This is a genomic window from Streptosporangium jomthongense (assembly GCF_042650425.1).
Taxonomy (GTDB): Bacteria; Actinomycetota; Actinomycetes; order Streptosporangiales; family Streptosporangiaceae; genus Streptosporangium.
The window spans coordinates 199,378-214,115 of the sequence record NZ_JBHSBC010000049.1 but is presented as its reverse complement, the minus strand read 5'-3'; the positions used below and the strand labels follow the sequence as shown (position 1 = coordinate 214,115).

At 69.4% G+C, this 14,738-nt stretch carries 12 protein-coding genes; 7 read left to right on the top strand and 5 right to left on the bottom strand.

Annotation, left to right across the window (positions count from 1 at the left end; translation table 11 throughout):
* Positions 1–66: 66 nt before the first annotated feature.
* From ACFOYY_RS37815 to ACFOYY_RS37805, 3 genes are all read right to left on the bottom strand, one after another.
* Complete coding sequence (locus tag ACFOYY_RS37815) at positions 67–804, bottom strand: succinate dehydrogenase/fumarate reductase iron-sulfur subunit (protein WP_352013750.1); 738 nt, start codon at positions 802–804, stop codon at positions 67–69.
* Between the two features lie 72 nt (positions 805–876).
* Positions 877–2,802 (bottom strand): fumarate reductase/succinate dehydrogenase flavoprotein subunit, encoded by a 1,926-nt coding sequence (locus tag ACFOYY_RS37810; protein ID WP_352013751.1) that lies wholly within the window; start codon positions 2,800–2,802, stop codon positions 877–879.
* The gene (locus tag ACFOYY_RS37805) at positions 2,799–3,557 is read right to left on the bottom strand and encodes a succinate dehydrogenase cytochrome b subunit (RefSeq protein WP_352013752.1); all 759 of its coding nucleotides are present in this window, start codon (positions 3,555–3,557) and stop codon (positions 2,799–2,801) included. The genes ACFOYY_RS37810 and ACFOYY_RS37805 overlap by 4 nt, the downstream gene beginning before the upstream one ends.
* A 209-nt stretch (positions 3,558–3,766) precedes the next feature.
* On the opposite strand from ACFOYY_RS37805, the gene ACFOYY_RS37800 reads away from it, so the two are divergent.
* From ACFOYY_RS37800 to ACFOYY_RS37770, 7 genes are all read left to right on the top strand, one after another.
* Entirely contained in the window at positions 3,767–4,699 is a 933-nt protein-coding gene (locus ACFOYY_RS37800; RefSeq protein ID WP_352013753.1) for a LysR family transcriptional regulator, read from the top strand.
* 114 nt (positions 4,700–4,813) lie between these two features.
* Positions 4,814–5,980: a PP2C family protein-serine/threonine phosphatase gene (locus ACFOYY_RS37795; RefSeq protein ID WP_386196065.1), complete on the top strand. Its 1,167-nt coding sequence runs from the start codon at positions 4,814–4,816 to the stop codon at positions 5,978–5,980.
* The gene (locus ACFOYY_RS37790) at positions 5,977–7,560 is read left to right on the top strand and encodes a sensor histidine kinase (protein ID WP_352013755.1); all 1,584 of its coding nucleotides are present in this window, start codon (positions 5,977–5,979) and stop codon (positions 7,558–7,560) included. Before ACFOYY_RS37795 ends, ACFOYY_RS37790 begins: the two co-directional genes overlap by 4 nt.
* On the top strand, positions 7,553–8,002 hold the full coding sequence (locus ACFOYY_RS37785; RefSeq protein WP_352013756.1) for a response regulator: 450 nt from the start codon (positions 7,553–7,555) through the stop codon (positions 8,000–8,002). Before ACFOYY_RS37790 ends, ACFOYY_RS37785 begins: the two co-directional genes overlap by 8 nt.
* Positions 8,003–8,296: 294 nt before the next feature.
* Entirely contained in the window at positions 8,297–9,082 is a 786-nt protein-coding gene (locus ACFOYY_RS37780; protein ID WP_352013757.1) for a hypothetical protein, read from the top strand.
* A gap of 9 nt (positions 9,083–9,091) precedes the next feature.
* The gene (locus ACFOYY_RS37775; RefSeq protein WP_386196062.1) at positions 9,092–10,984 is read left to right on the top strand and encodes a fumarate reductase/succinate dehydrogenase flavoprotein subunit; all 1,893 of its coding nucleotides are present in this window, start codon (positions 9,092–9,094) and stop codon (positions 10,982–10,984) included.
* A gap of 2 nt (positions 10,985–10,986) precedes the next feature.
* Positions 10,987–11,748 (top strand): succinate dehydrogenase/fumarate reductase iron-sulfur subunit, encoded by a 762-nt coding sequence (locus ACFOYY_RS37770; RefSeq protein ID WP_352013759.1) that lies wholly within the window; start codon positions 10,987–10,989, stop codon positions 11,746–11,748.
* A gap of 397 nt (positions 11,749–12,145) precedes the next feature.
* On the opposite strand, the gene ACFOYY_RS37765 is transcribed toward ACFOYY_RS37770, so the two are convergent.
* Together ACFOYY_RS37765 and ACFOYY_RS37760 are read right to left on the bottom strand one after the other, a co-directional pair.
* Complete coding sequence (locus tag ACFOYY_RS37765; RefSeq protein WP_386196061.1) at positions 12,146–13,813, bottom strand: hypothetical protein; 1,668 nt, start codon at positions 13,811–13,813, stop codon at positions 12,146–12,148.
* 92 nt (positions 13,814–13,905) lie between these two features.
* Positions 13,906–14,451 (bottom strand): hypothetical protein, encoded by a 546-nt coding sequence (locus ACFOYY_RS37760; protein WP_386196059.1) that lies wholly within the window; start codon positions 14,449–14,451, stop codon positions 13,906–13,908.
* Positions 14,452–14,738: the final 287 nt, after the last annotated feature.

Here is a 14,738-nt window from a genome sequence, read left to right as displayed (position 1 = left end):
GCCGCGCCGGACGGCAGGCCGAAGGCCCGGCCCCCACGGGGAACCGGGCCTTCTTGGCTGTGGGGCCTACCTGGAGGCCTTGAGGTAGTCGTGGTTCATCCTGGCGATGGTGTCCAGCGGGATGCCCTTGGGGCAGACCGCCGTGCACTCGCCGGTGTTGGTGCAGCCGCCGAAGCCCTCGGCGTCCATCTGCTCGACCATGGCCCTGGCGCGGGCGTCACGCTCGGGCTGGCCCTGCGGCAGCAGGCCCAGGTGTGTGATCTTGGCCGCGGTGAACAGCGACGCCGAGCCGTTCGGGCAGGCCGCGACGCAGGCGCCGCAGCCGATGCAGGTCGCCGCGTCGAAGGCCGCGTCGGCGTCGTCCTTCTTCACCGGGACGCTGTGCGCGTCGGGGGCCGACCCGGCGGGAACGGAGACGAAACCGCCCGCCTGGATGATCCGGTCGAACGCGGAGCGGTCCACGACCAGGTCCTTGACCACCGGGAACGGCGCCGCGCGCCACGGCTCGATGGTGATGACCGCGTTGTCCGCGAAGTGCCGCATGTGCAGCTGACAGGTGGTGGTCGCCACCTGCTCGCCGTGCGCCACGCCGTTGATGACCATGCCGCACATGCCGCAGATGCCCTCGCGGCAGTCGTGGTCGAAGGCGATCGGGTCGTCGCCCTCCAGGATGAGACGCTCGTTGAGCACGTCGAGCATCTCCAGGAAGGACATGTCCGGCGAGACGTCCTCGACACGGTAGGTGACCATCCGCCCCTCGTCCTGGGGGCCCTTCTGGCGCCAGACCTTGAGTGTCAGGTTCATACCCATGGCTCGCTTACCGCTCCTCGTTCGCTGTACGGACCACTCGTCGGTCTGGAGCCACGCGGGAGGCGCTCACTTGTAGCTCCGCTGGCTCATCTTGACGTACTCGTAGTCGAGCTCTTCCTTGTGCAGGACCGGGCCCTGCTCGCCGTACTCCCAGGCCGCGACGTAGGCGAAGTTCTCGTCGTCGCGCAGGGCCTCACCGTCGGCGTCCTGCGACTCGGCGCGGAAGTGTCCGCCGCACGACTCGGTGCGGTGCAGCGCGTCGAGACACATCAGCTCGGCCAGGTCGAAGAAGTCGGCGACCCGCCCGGCCCTTTCGAGCACCTGGTTGAGCTCCTCGGCCGTCCCGGAGACCTTGACGTTCCTCCAGAACTCCTCACGCAGCTCGGGGATGCGTTCGAGCGCCTTGCGCAGCGACTCCTCCGTGCGCTCCATGCCGCAGTAGTCCCACATGAGCTTGCCCAGCTCACGGTGGTAGGAGTCCGGGGTACGGTCGCCGTTGACAGCGAGCAGCTTCGCGATCTTCTCGCGCACCGCGGTCTCCGCGTCGGCGACGGCCTGCTCTTCGACCTCACCGTAGGGGCCGTTGGCGAGGTAGTCGCCGATGGTCGTCGGCAGCACGAAGTAACCGTCCGCCAGGCCCTGCATCAGCGCCGAGGCGCCGAGGCGGTTGGCGCCGTGGTCGGAGAAGTTGGCCTCACCGATCACGAACAGGCCGGGGATCGTGGACTGCAGGTCGTAGTCCACCCACAGGCCGCCCATGGTGTAGTGGACGGCCGGGTAGATGCGCATCGGCTGGGTGTAGGGGTCCTCGCCGGTGATGCGCTCGTACATCTCGAAGAGGTTGCCGTACTTCTTCTCGACCGCGTCACGGCCGAGGCGGCGGATCGCGTCGGCGAAGTCGAGGTAGACGCCCAGGCCGCCGGGGCCGACACCCCTGCCCTCGTCGCAGACGTTCTTCGCGGCGCGGGAGGCGATGTCACGCGGGACCAGGTTGCCGAACGCCGGGTAGATGCGCTCCAGGTAGTAGTCGCGCTCGTCCTCGGGGATCCGCGCCGCCGGGCGGTCGTCGCCCGCCTTGACCGGCACCCACACGCGGCCGTCGTTGCGCAGCGACTCCGACATCAGCGTCAGCTTGGACTGGTAGTCGCCGCTGACCGGGATGCAGGTCGGGTGGATCTGCGTGTAGCAGGGGTTGGCGAACATCGCGCCTCGCCGGTGCGCGCGCCAGATGGCCGTGGTGTTGCAGCCCTTGGCGTTGGTCGAAAGGAAGAAGACGTTCCCGTAGCCGCCGCTGGCCAGCACGACCGCGTCGGCCACGTGCCGCTCGATCTCCCCGGTGACCATGTCCCTGACGATGACGCCCCGCGCCCTGCCGTCGGAGACGATCAGGTCGAGCATCTCGTGACGGGTGTTCATCTTCACGGTCCCCGCGGCGATCTGCCGTTCGAGCGCCTGGTAGGCGCCCAGCAGCAGCTGCTGGCCCGTCTGGCCCCTGGCGTAGAAGGTGCGGGAGACCTGGGCGCCGCCGAAGGAGCGGGTGTCGAGCAGGCCGCCGTACTCACGGGCGAACGGCACGCCCTGGGCGACCGCCTGGTCGATGATGTTCACGCTGACCTGGGCGAGCCGGTAGACGTTCGACTCACGGGCCCGGAAGTCGCCGCCCTTGACCGTGTCGTAGAACAGCCGGTAGATCGAGTCGCCGTCACCCCGGTAGTTCTTGGCCGCGTTGATGCCGCCCTGGGCGGCGATCGAGTGGGCGCGCCTGGGCGAGTCCTGGTAGCAGAAGGAGGTGACGTTGTAGCCGAGTTCACCGAGGGTCGCGGCGGCCGAACCGCCCGCCAGGCCGGTGCCGACCACGATGACGTGCAGCTTGCGCTTGTTGGCCGGGTTGACGAGCTTGGCGCCGAACTTGCGCTTCTCCCAGCGATCCTCGATCGGCCCCTCGGGGGCCTTGGTGTCGCGGATCGGCTCACCGAGGGTGTACTTCGTCACTTGACAACTCCGATCATGACCGCGACGGGGACGGCGAGGAAGCCGAGCACCAGCACGGCGGAGACCACGGCCGCGACGGCCTTCAGCGGGCGGTAGCTGCGCGAGCCCGCGAGGCCGAGCGTCTGGAAGGCGCTCCACAGGCCGTGCCGCAGGTGCAGGCCGACCATGACAACGGCGAGCACGTAGAAGGCGGTCACCCACCAGCGCGACGTCGCGAACCCCTCGACCAGCCTGTCGTAGGGCGTGCCGTCCCAACCGGCCGGGTTGACCACGCCGAAGGTCAGGTCGAGCAGGTGCCAGACGACGAAGAGGAGGATGGTCAGGCCGCCCCAGCGCATGACGTGGGTGGCGTAGCCGCTGGCCTGGGACTTGCGCTTGGCCGCGTACTTGACCGGGCGGGCCTTGTTCGCCCTGCGGGCCAGGGACACGGCCGACCACATGTGCAGTACGACGGAGGCGAACAGCACGACCTCGACGAGGGTGAGCAGAACCCTGCGCGGCACGAGCGGCTCGCCCATCGTCCGCAGGAACTCGGCGTAGGTGTTGAACGCCTCGGCGCCGAAGAAGCTCTTGAGGTTGCCGGCCATGTGGCCGACCAGGAAGAGCACCAGGATGGCACCGGTGACGGCCATCACGGCCTTCTTACCGTTGGACGAGCCCAGGAAGCCGCCTGACCTCCTGGGGGATGGGGTCTTGGCGGACCCGGAGGGTTTGACCGGCGCTGTGGCGGCGCCGCGCTCAATCGTGGCAGTCACGTCTCGACGCTAGGTAGGGTGGTTTCCCCTCGTCCAAGTCATCGTGGATGTGGTTCCCATAGCCCCCGGCTATCAGGTCTGGGTTTATGCGGGTTTTACAACGACGACCCCCGCGCGGATGCGAGCAATCTCACACCGGGTCCGTCATTGTCCCGGGGTCGGGGGGCCGCCCCGAATCCGCCACCGGCCCATCCGTACGCTAGGGAAACGTGCAGCTCCAGCAACTGGCCTACTTCGTGGCTGTGGCCGACTCCCGGCACTTCACCCACGCGGCCGAGCGGATGCGGGTCGCGCAGCCCTCGCTGAGCAAGCAGATCAGGGCTCTTGAGGCCGATCTCGGCGCGCCGCTGTTCAGCCGGGCCCGGGGGAACGTCACCCTGACCGCCGCCGGGGAGGCGCTGCTGCCGCTGGCCCGCAGGATGCTGGCCGACGCCGAGACGGCCAGGCGTGAGGTCGCCGAGCTGGCCGGCCTGCGCCGCGGCAGGGTACGGCTCGGCGCCACCCCCTCGCTGTGCGCCGGGCTGATGGCCGACGCCCTGGCCAGGTTCCACCGTTCCTACCCCGGCATCGAGCTGCTCGTCGAGGAGGGCGGCTCCCGCGACCTGGTCCGCGCCCTCGCCCGTGGCCAGCTCGACATGGCGCTGATCATCATGCCGTTGCAGAACGACGACCCCTCCCTGGTCACCGAGGAGGTGCTGCGGGAGAACCTGGTCGTGGTCGCCCCGTCCATCTCGCACGCGCGCAGGCCGTACATGCGGATAGAGGACCTGCGCGGGCAGCCGATGGTGATGTTCCGGCGGGGCTACGACCTGCGGGAGGCGACGCTGGGCGCCTGCCGTCAGGCGGGGTTCGAACCGAGGCTGTCGGTCGAGGGCGGTGAGATGGACGCCGTGCTCCGCTTCGTCGAGGCCGGGCTCGGCATCGCCCTGGTGCCCTCGATGGTCCTGGACGGCCGCCCCGGGCTGACCGGGACGCCGCTGGCGCCTCCCGGGCTGCGCCGTACGATCGCCATCGCCCACCGCAAGGACGTCGAACCGACCAGGGCCGCCCAGGCGTTCCGTGACACGTTGCTGTTCTTCCTGGCCGAGGCCTCCCATGAGGGTAGCCTTCCCGAAGGCCTTGAGCTGATCGTCCAGGACTGAGCGAGCGCGCGTCCGGACGGCGCAGTCCGGGCGGTCGTTGTCCCGTACGTCCGGGTGCCGCACTATTCTTCATACCGTCAAGTAGGTTCCCCCTGAGACAGCGAAGAGGGGTCAGTGACCGCCCCGCCCAACGAAACGCTCACCGTCCTACTCATTGAGGACGACGCGGGCGACGCCTTTCTCGTGGAGGAACTGCTCGCCCAGGCCAACAACCCGCCGAAGATCATCTGGGTGCGCAGTCTGCAGGAGAGCCGGGAACGGCTGACCGACGACGTCCAGTGCGTCCTCGTCGATCTCTCCCTGCCCGACGCCACCGGTCTTGAGGCGCTCGAACAGGTGCTGGCGATGGTGCCCGACGCCGCCGTGCTCGTGCTGACCGGGCTGAACGACGCCCACGTGGGCGTGGAGGCCGTCGCGGCGGGCGCCCAGGACTTCCTGGTCAAGCAGGACGTGGAGGCCAGGCTGCTGGCGCGGGCCATCCGTTACGCGATGGAGCGCAAGCGCGCCGACCTGGCCCAGCGCAGGCTGGTCGAGGCCGAGCTGCTCACCAAGGAGAACTCCCGGCTCGAACGCGGCCTGCTGCCCGTCCCCCTGCTCGAACAGGGCGGCCTCGAACACCAGGCCCGCTACCTTCCCGGCCGCAGGCGCGCCCTGCTCGCCGGTGACTTCTGGGACACCGTGCAGAGCCAGGACGGCGCCGTGCACGTGGTCGTCGGCGACGTGTGCGGGCACGGGCCCGACGAGGCCGCGCTCGGCGTCGCGCTGCGCATCGCCTGGCGGGCCCTGGTGCTCGCCGGGCACACCGGCAACGAGCTGCTGAGCGTCCTCGACTCCGTGCTGCGTCTGGAGCGCAAGTCCGCGGAGATCTTCACGACGCTGTGCATCGCCACGATCGACCCCGCGCTCAGCCGGGCGCGGATGCACGTGGTCGGCCACCCGCCGCCGCTGCTGATCCGCGACGGCACGATCGGCGTGGTCCCCGGCACACCCTCGGGGCCGCCGCTGGGCATCTTCAAGGACGTCGTCTGGTCGGAGATCGAGGTCACGCTCGGTGACGACTGGTCGCTGCTGTTCTACACCGACGGCCTGATCGAGGCGACCGTCGGCGGAGGCCCCGATCTGCTCGGCACGGAGGGCCTGCTCGCCCTGGTGCACGAGCACGGCGGCATCCACCTCGACCGGTTGATCGAGCGGGTGATCGAGCTCAACGGTGACTCTCTCAGCGACGACCTCGCCACCGTGCTCATCTCCCGCGGCTCCTCCGGGAACGGCGGACGGTGAGCCGGCGAGCGGAGATCAGGCCGTTGCCCGCCGTCACCCCGGCGAGCGGCTTCGGCAGGCTGCGGGTCGGTCAGTGGTTCACGCTCACCGGGGTCGCCATCACCCTGCTGTTCGCGATCTCCGCCGCCTTCACCGTCTCCTCGATCGAGGAGACGAGGGCGGCCAGCGTGGCCGTGGCCGACGTCGTCGATCCCGCGGCGTTGCGCACCATGGACGTCGCCAACGCGCTGTCGGCGCAGGAGAGCGCGGCCAGGGCGTACGGCAGGACCAACGAGGCCGTCTCCCTTGAGGACTACCGGGAGGCCGTCGCCGCGGAGACCGACGCCCTGCGCGCGCTCGACGGCCTGCTGCCCAGGATGCCGGACGAGCAGCCGATCAGAGCCGACGTGGAGCGCCTGAGGACCGCGGCCCAGGCGTGGCGCCGCGACTACGTGGACAAGGTCATCGCCGAGATCCCCGTCCACAAGTCGGAGACGGCCTCGCGGAACGCTCCCATCAACGCCAGCCGGTTCGCCGACGTCCGCCGCTCGATCGTCGCCCTCCAGGAGAATCTCGACCGGCTGCACGTCGAGGGCAGCGCACGTCTCGACCGGGGCTGGCAGGCCCTGTACCTCGCGCTCGGCGGGGTGGTCGCGGCGCTGCTCCTGGCCGCGATCGGCGCCGCGCTCATCGTGCGCAACGCCGTACTGCGCCCGCTCGCCGAGTTGAGCGGGCAGGTCCGGGCGGTCGCGCAGGGCGACTTCGAGCACCGGCTGAAGGTCGACCACCCCTCCGAGTTGTCGGAGCTGTCCGGCCATGTGAACTCCATGCGGCGGCGCATCATCGCCGAGTGGCGCAGGGTCGAGGACGCCCAGGCCAAGCTTGAGGAGCAGGCGGCCGAACTGCGGCGCTCGAACGGCGAGCTTGAGCAGTTCGCCTACGTGGCCAGTCACGACCTGCAGGAACCGCTGCGCAAGGTGGCCAGCTTCACCCAGATGCTCGAACAGCGCTACGGCGACCAGCTCGACGACCGGGCCAAGCAGTACATCACCTTCGCGGTCGACGGCGCCAAGCGCATGCAGCTGCTGATCAACGACCTGCTCGACTTCTCCCGGGTCGGCAGGAAGGGCGGCGAACCGGCCCCGGTCGACGCCGACGTGCCGTTGCAGGCGGCGCTGAGGAACCTCGCCGCGCCGATCGAGGAGGCCGGGGCGACGATCACCTCCGACGACCTCCCCACGGTGCACGGCAACCGCACCCAGCTCGTCCAGCTCTTCCAGAACCTCATCGGCAACGCCGTCAAGTTCCGCTCCGAGGAGCCCCCCGTGATCCACATCGGCGTACGGCGCGCCGGGGACATGTGGGAGTTCTCCTGCTCGGACAACGGGATAGGCATCGAGAGCAAGTACACTGACCGGATCTTTCTGATATTCCAGCGGCTGCACGGCCGGGACGTCTACGCGGGCACCGGCATCGGTCTGGCCCTGTGCAAGAAGATCGTCGAGTACCACGGCGGCCGCATCTGGGTGGAGAGCGAGGCTCCCGAGCACCCGGGAACGACCTTCCGGTGGACCCTTCCCCCTGGAGAGAGCGATGAATGACCTGCGCTGGATCGACGTGCTCCTCGTCGAGGACGACCCGGGTGACGTCCTGCTGACGCGTGAGGCGTTCGAGCTGAACAAGGTCAGGAACAAACTGCACGTCGTCAACGACGGCGAGCAGGCCATGGCCTTCCTCCGCAAGGAGGGCGAGTACGCCGACGTGCCCCGGCCCGACCTGATCCTGCTGGACCTCAACCTGCCCCGCAAGGACGGCAGGGAGGTGCTCCAGGACATCAAGGGCGACGAGAAGCTGCGCGGCATCCCGGTGGTCGTGCTGACCACCTCGGAGTCGGAGGAGGACATCCTGCGCAGCTACCACCTGCACGCCAACGCCTACGTCTCCAAGCCCGTCGACTTCGACCAGTTCATCAGCGTGGTCCGCAGGATCGACGACTTCTTCGTGACCGTGGTCAAACTGCCCAGCTCCGACCAGCATTACTGACCCGGGCGGGCCCTGCGGGGCCCGTGACCGAGGATCTCCACTCGGCCCTCCCCAGCTCGCGGAATGTGACGTCCTTATTCCCTGCTCCTGACCAACGTGACAGGAATCACACCGGGTGACGGAAAATGTGAGTGACGCTTCTCACATGAGCGGGTAGCAGCGTCGTAACGTATCCCCACCAACAAGCGCGCGCACGGTGATCCGGCGCGACCACGGCGCGGTGCGCGGACAACTGAAACGACCCGGACCCCTCCGGCGAGCAGCGGGGGTCCGCGGGAGGTGGAGAGGTCTCCGATGACCCAGACAGCGGCCGAGAACCCGGCCAGAAGGCAGCGCGCGCAGATCAAGGAGCGCACGCTGCGCACCGACCAGTGGTGGCGTTATCCGCTGGTCACCTTCATCATCTTCGGGGGGTTCCTCGTCTACGCCACGTGGACGCTCTTCGACAACAGTTATTACGCGGCGCCGTACATCGCTCCGTTCTCTTCCCCGTGCCTGGCCACGAGCTGCCCCGAGGGGGCGCGCCTGTTCGGGTTCGCGCCCTTCGGCGACTGGTACACCCTGTCGCCCAGCCTGCTGATCCTGGCCCTGCCCGCGGGTTTCCGTTTCACCTGTTACTACTACCGCAAGGCCTACTACCGCGGGTTCTGGCTCTCGCCGCCCGCGTGCGCCGTCAGCGAGCCGCACGGCAAGTACACCGGTGAGTCCCGCTTCCCGCTGATCCTGCAGAACGCCCACCGTTACTTCTTCTACACGGCGATCGTGGTCGGCCTGATCCTCGCCTGGGACGCGGTGCTGGCCCTGGTGGAGAAGCCGTTCGCTCTCGGGACGCTGATCCTGGTGGTCAACGCCGTGTTCATCAACCTGTACACGCTGTCGTGCCACTCCTGCAGGCACATCACGGCCGGGCGGCTGAACCACTTCTCCAAGCACCCGGTCCGTTACCGGGCCTGGGGCTTCGTCTCCAAGCTCAACGCCAAGCACCAGGAACTCGCCCTCATCTCGATGTTCACCGTCATGGGAGCCGACCTCTACGTACGGCTGGTCGCCAAGGGCATCGTCAACTTCCCGTTCGCATAAGGATCACCAGTGGAAATCGAGCGTCACGAATACGACGTCGTCGTCATCGGCGCGGGCGGGGCGGGACTACGGGCGGCCATCGAGGCCCGCCAGCAGGGCAAGCGCACCGCGATCGTCTGCAAGTCACTGTTCGGCAAGGCCCACACCGTCATGGCCGAGGGCGGCGCCGCCGCGGCCATGGGCAACGTCAACAGCGACGACAACTGGATGGTGCACTTCCGCGACACCATGCGGGGCGGCAAGTTCCTCAACAACTGGCGGATGGCCGAGCTGCACGCCAAGGAGGCCCCCGACCGGGTCTGGGAGCTTGAGGCCTGGGGCGCGCTGTTCGACCGCACCAAGGACGGCAAGATCAGCCAGCGTAACTTCGGCGGCCACGAGTACCCCCGGCTGGCCCACGTCGGCGACCGTACCGGCCTTGAGCTGATCCGCACCCTCCAGCAGCGGGTGGTCGCGCTCCAGCAGGAGGACGAGCGGCTGCACGGCGACCCCGAGGCCTACATCAAGGTCTTCCAGGAGTGCACGATCACCCGGCTGCTGAAGGACGGCGACGCGATCGCCGGGGCCTTCGGCTACTGGCGGGAGAACGGCAAACTGATCGTCTTCGACGCCCCCGCGATCGTGCTGGCCACCGGCGGCATCGGCAAGTCCTACGTGGTGACCTCCAACTCCTGGGAGTACACCGGCGACGGCCACGCGCTGGCGCTGCTGGCCGGGGCGAAGCTGATCAACATGGAGTTCATCCAGTTCCACCCGACGGGGATGGTCTGGCCTCCCTCGGTCCGCGGCATCCTCGTCACCGAGTCGGTCCGCGGTGACGGCGGGGTGCTGCGCAACTCCGAGGGCAGGCGCTTCATGTTCGACTACATCCCCGACGTGTTCAAGGACAAGTACGCCACCACCGAGGAGGAGGGCGACCGCTGGTACACCGACCAGGCCAACAACCGGCGTCCTCCGGAGCTGCTGCCCCGTGACGAGGTCGCCAGGGCCATCAACGCCGAGGTGAAGGCCGGTCGCGGCTCACCCCAGGGCGGCGTCTTCCTCGACGTGTCCAGCAGGCTCCCGGCCGCGGAGATCATCAAGCGGCTGCCGTCGATGCACCACCAGTTCAAGGAGCTGGCCGACGTCGACATCACCGCCGAGCCCATGCAGGTCGGCCCGACCTGTCACTACATCATGGGCGGGGTCGAGGTGGACGCCGACACCGGCGCCGCGGACGTTCCCGGCCTCTTCGCCGCGGGTGAGGTCTCCGGCGGCATGCACGGCTCCAACCGGCTCGGCGGCAACTCGCTGTCGGACCTGCTGGTCTTCGGCCGCCGGGCGGGGGCGGGAGCGGCCGCGTACATCAACGGGCTCGCCGCCAGGCCGCAGGCCACCGAGGAGGCGGTCTCGGCCGCGCAGGCGGAGGCGCTGGCCCCGCTTGAGCGCACCGGGGAGAACCCGTACCAGGTCCACCAGGAGCTCCAGCGGACGATGAACGAGCTCGTCGGGATCATCCGCAACGCCCAGGAGGTCACCGAGGCGCTGGAGGCCGTGGGCAAGCTCAAGGAGCGGGCCCAGGGGGTCGGCGCCGCAGGCAGCAGGATCTACAACCCCGGCTGGCACCTCTGCCTGGACCTGCGCAACATGCTGCTGGTCTCCGAGTGCGTCGCCAAGGCGGCTCTCATCCGTGAGGAGAGCCGCGGCGGTCACACCCGGGACGACTTCCCCGGCATGTCGGCCGAGTGGCGGCGCAGGCTCCTGGTGTGCGCCCTGTCCTCCGACGGCTCCGGCGTGTCCGTCGAGGAGAAGGTGCAGCCCCCCATGCGCGACGACCTGATCACGCTTTTCGACCGGGCCGAGCTGAAGAAGTACATCACCGAGGATGAGCTGGCCGACTTCGACGCGTTGGTCAAGGAGTAGCCATGAGTTACAAGGCGAAGTTCCGCGTGTGGCGGGGCGAGGGCGGCGAGGGGAAGCTTGAGGACTTCACCGTCGAGGTGAACGAGGGCGAGGTCGTCCTCGACATCATCCACAGGCTCCAGGCCACCCAGGCCCCCGACCTCGCGGTCCGCTGGAACTGCAAGGCCGGCAAGTGCGGCTCGTGTTCCATGGAGATCAACGGCAAGCCGCGCCTGGGCTGCATGACCCGGATGTCCACCTTCACGGAGGACGAGACGATCACCGTGACGCCCATGCGGACGTTCCCGGTGATCAAGGACCTGGTCACGGACGTGTCCTTCAACTACCAGAAGGCACGCGAGATCCCGTCCTTCACCCCTCCCGCGGACGTACAGCCGGGCGAGTACCGCATGCAGCAGATCGACGTCGAGCGGTCCCAGGAGTTCCGCAAGTGCATCGAGTGCTTCATGTGCAACAACGTCTGCCACGTGATCCGTGACCACGAGGAGAACAAGCCCGCCTTCGCCGGTCCGCGTTTCCTGATGCGGATCGCCGAGCTGGACATGCACCCCTACGACGTGGCCGACCGCAAGGACTCCGCGCAGGAGGAGCACGGTCTGGGGTACTGCAACATCACCAAGTGCTGCACCGAGGTCTGCCCCGAGCACATCAAGATCACCGACAACGCGCTGATCCCGATGAAGGAACGGGTCGTCGACCGTAGGTACGACCCGCTGGTCTGGCTCGGCAACAAGATCTTCAAGCGGTCCGGCTCGAAGAGCTGACACCCCCGCCCCGGCGCCGGTCACCCCCCGTGACCGGCGCCTCGGCATGTCAGGGCTCATGACCCCGTACGGCTCGCGACCGGCCGCCCACGTAACGACTTCGCCGGTCCACGCCCTTCATGACGCGCCAGCCGTGGTCCGCCGGCCGTGATGCGCGGTCCGTGGCTCGCCACCCGCGTGACGGCGCCACCGCCCCGCGCCGGCTGTGACGCGTCGGCCGCGTGGCGGTGCCATACGGCTCGCTTCACCGCGTTGACCGGCCATTTCCTGTCAGGACATATCCGGAAAAATGCTGATGAATTATTAGGGCCGGAAATCTCACCCCCTGGCCGACATATCGCCTTTGACCAGGTATTTCATGCCAAATACCCCCGGGTGGCGACCCGGGGGTAGGTGACTACTTCTTGCGGAACAGGCCGCGCTTCTTCTTGCCGCCCTCCCCGGGGAGGGGGTAGACCGCGGTGCCCGAGGGGCCAGAACCGGGTGGCTCGAAGTTGGAGACCTCGGGGGCCGGCGCCTCAGGCTTGGGGGCCTTCGACCTGCCCCTCTTGGACTTGGCCGGGGGCAGCGGCTCAAGGCCGAAGGGACGGCGGGCGCCCTGCGGCTCCTGTGGGCCTCCCGAGGGTTCGGGCTTGGTGCCGGGCAACGGCTCAAGGCCGAAGGGACGCCGAGGCTGCTGTTCCCCTGCGGGCTTGGTGCCGGGCAGCGGTTCGAGACCGAAGGGACGCCTGTCGTCCTGCGGCTCCTGCGGGAACGGCGCCCCCGGGAACTCGCCCGGCCCCTGCGGCCCGTGGATCGGCCCGGTGAACTCCCCGGGTCCACCGGGGAACCCTCCCGCTCCGCCGGGGAGGCCGCCGGGGAACTCGCCGGTTCCGCCGGGGAGGTTACCGGGCGGAACCGGCGCCCCGGGGAACTCGTCCGGTCGCTGCGGGAACGGCGCTCCGGGGAAGTCCCCCTGCACGGCGCCGGGAACGCCCCTCTGGGGAACGCCGGGAGGATCCTGCGGGAGAGGGCCGTCGAAGCGCTCCGAGCCCTGGGGGAACGGCCTCGCGGCGTCCCCGGTGAACTCCTCCGGCCGCGCAGGCTCGCCGTACCCGGGATGCTGCTCCTGTCCGAAGGGCTGCTCCTGGCCGGGAACCGGCATGTAGCTCGTCGGCTGCTCGTACTGCTCCGGCGCGTAGCCCTCGGGAAGCACCGGGGCGTACATCTGCATGGGGACGAAGCTGATGATCGGGGCGTAGGCCGTACCGCCCTGATAGACCGTGGGCGGCATGCCCGGCGCGGGGGCGTAGGCGGCGCCCTGCGGGTAGAGCCTCGGGTCGAGCCCGGCACCCGGGCCACGCGGTCCGGCCCTGCGTACGGCGGAGGCGTGGGCCAGACGGCGCAGCCTGCCCTCGAAGATCAACACGGCGAACAGGACCAGCAGCGCCAGGACCAACGCCGGGATGCCGAGCCGCTGACTCAGCCCGGCGGCGTCGAAGTCGGAGCCCGCGTTACGGATCTCGTAGGGCACCGAGGCGGGCCCGTTGTCCTCGAACGTGGTGCTCTCGGTCGGCTCGGGCGTGGCGCCGGTCACGGGGGTCAGGGTCGGGGTCGGGGTCGGCTGCTGGGTCTCCTCCGTGGTGGGGAAGACCGGCGCCTGGTCGGAGGGCGTCGGATCGGCCGTCGGCGTCGGATCGGGGACCACCGGCGCGGTGGTCGGCGTCTCGACCGTCGCCGGGGTGGGGGTCGGCTCCGGAACCTGCGGCTTCTTGGGCTTCTTGGGCTTCGGGCTCGGCGTCACGGTGACCGTGGTGGTCACCGTCTTCTGCGGGGTCGGCGAAGGGGGAAGCGGGTCCGGGTCGCTGGTGACCGTGACGGTGACGACCGGCGTCGGCTCCTCCTCACACGGCCCGGCGGGATCGATGTCGCAGCCCGGGATCTCCGAGGGGTTGGCGGCCAGCAGCCGGGTGACCCCGACCGGGGTCCGGTTCGCGAACGGCGCGTTGGCGACCACCAGTCCCGCGCACACTCCCACCGACACCAGGACGGCTGAGACGGTCGCCGCACGCCGTGATCGCCTCACAGGTGCCCTCCGAGGATTCCCTATACAAGCCCAGTCAAGTCAAGGAAATACTAGTCGGATAAAAGGAATAACAAACCCCTGTTTCATGACACCTATCGCGTACCACGTCTGCGCTGAATACGCGCCTGCAGCCACAGCAGACCGAGCAGACCGCCGACCGAACCCCCCACCACGGGAAATCCATTCGCGCCAGTCAAGGACGGAGTCCACAGGGCCACCGGCTCGATCTCCTGACCGGGCCCGTCCACGTCCTGGGGCAACGGCGCACCCGGCGGCGGGACATCCGTGGCGATCGCGGGGGACACGGGGGGCCCTGCGCCGACGACCGTCGGCGCAGCCAGCGGCATCCTCAGGTTGGGGTCGTTCCACAGCGGAGGTACCTGCCCGGCCCCCGGCACGTTGACCGCCGCCCCTGCCCCCGGCACATTGGCCGCCGATCCGGTCTCCGGCACGTTGGCCACCTGCCCGGCCCCCAGCATGTTGGCCGTCTGCCCGGCCCCTGGGACACCGGCCGGGACCGGCGGCCCGGGAACCTCCGCCCGCCGCCCGGCGCCCGGCCCCTTCGGCGCTCTGACCGCCTTATGCGACGTGGGCGGCGTGACCGTCTCATACGGCTCAGGCCCAGGCTGGACACCCACCTCCGTGACCTCGCCCCGGTCCCGCCCGGGGTCCGCCCCCTGATCCACCTCCCCGGAACCGCCTTCCGGCGGCACGACCTCCGCCCCCGGAACCGGACGGACAACCCCTGGCCACCGAACCGGCGGCACAGCCTCCGCCCCCCGAACCGATGGGACGGCCTCCGCCCCCGGGACCGGACGGACGTTCCCCGACCCCTGAACCGGCGGCACAGCCTCCACGCCCAAGGCCGGAGGGACCCCTCCCGCTCCCTTCACCGGACGGACGGTCCCCGGTTTCCGGACCGGAG

What these genes read in the sequence shown, in the direction of transcription:
- ACFOYY_RS37815 (WP_352013750.1), bottom strand. Translation starts at nt 804, where the DNA reads ATGAACCTGACACTCAAGGTCTGGCGCCAGAAGGGCCCCCAGGACGAG.
- ACFOYY_RS37785 (WP_352013756.1), top strand. Translation starts at nt 7,553, where the DNA reads ATGAATGACCTGCGCTGGATCGACGTGCTCCTCGTCGAGGACGACCCG.
- ACFOYY_RS37780 (WP_352013757.1), top strand. Translation starts at nt 8,297, where the DNA reads ATGACCCAGACAGCGGCCGAGAACCCGGCCAGAAGGCAGCGCGCGCAG.
- ACFOYY_RS37770 (WP_352013759.1), top strand. Translation starts at nt 10,987, where the DNA reads ATGAGTTACAAGGCGAAGTTCCGCGTGTGGCGGGGCGAGGGCGGCGAG.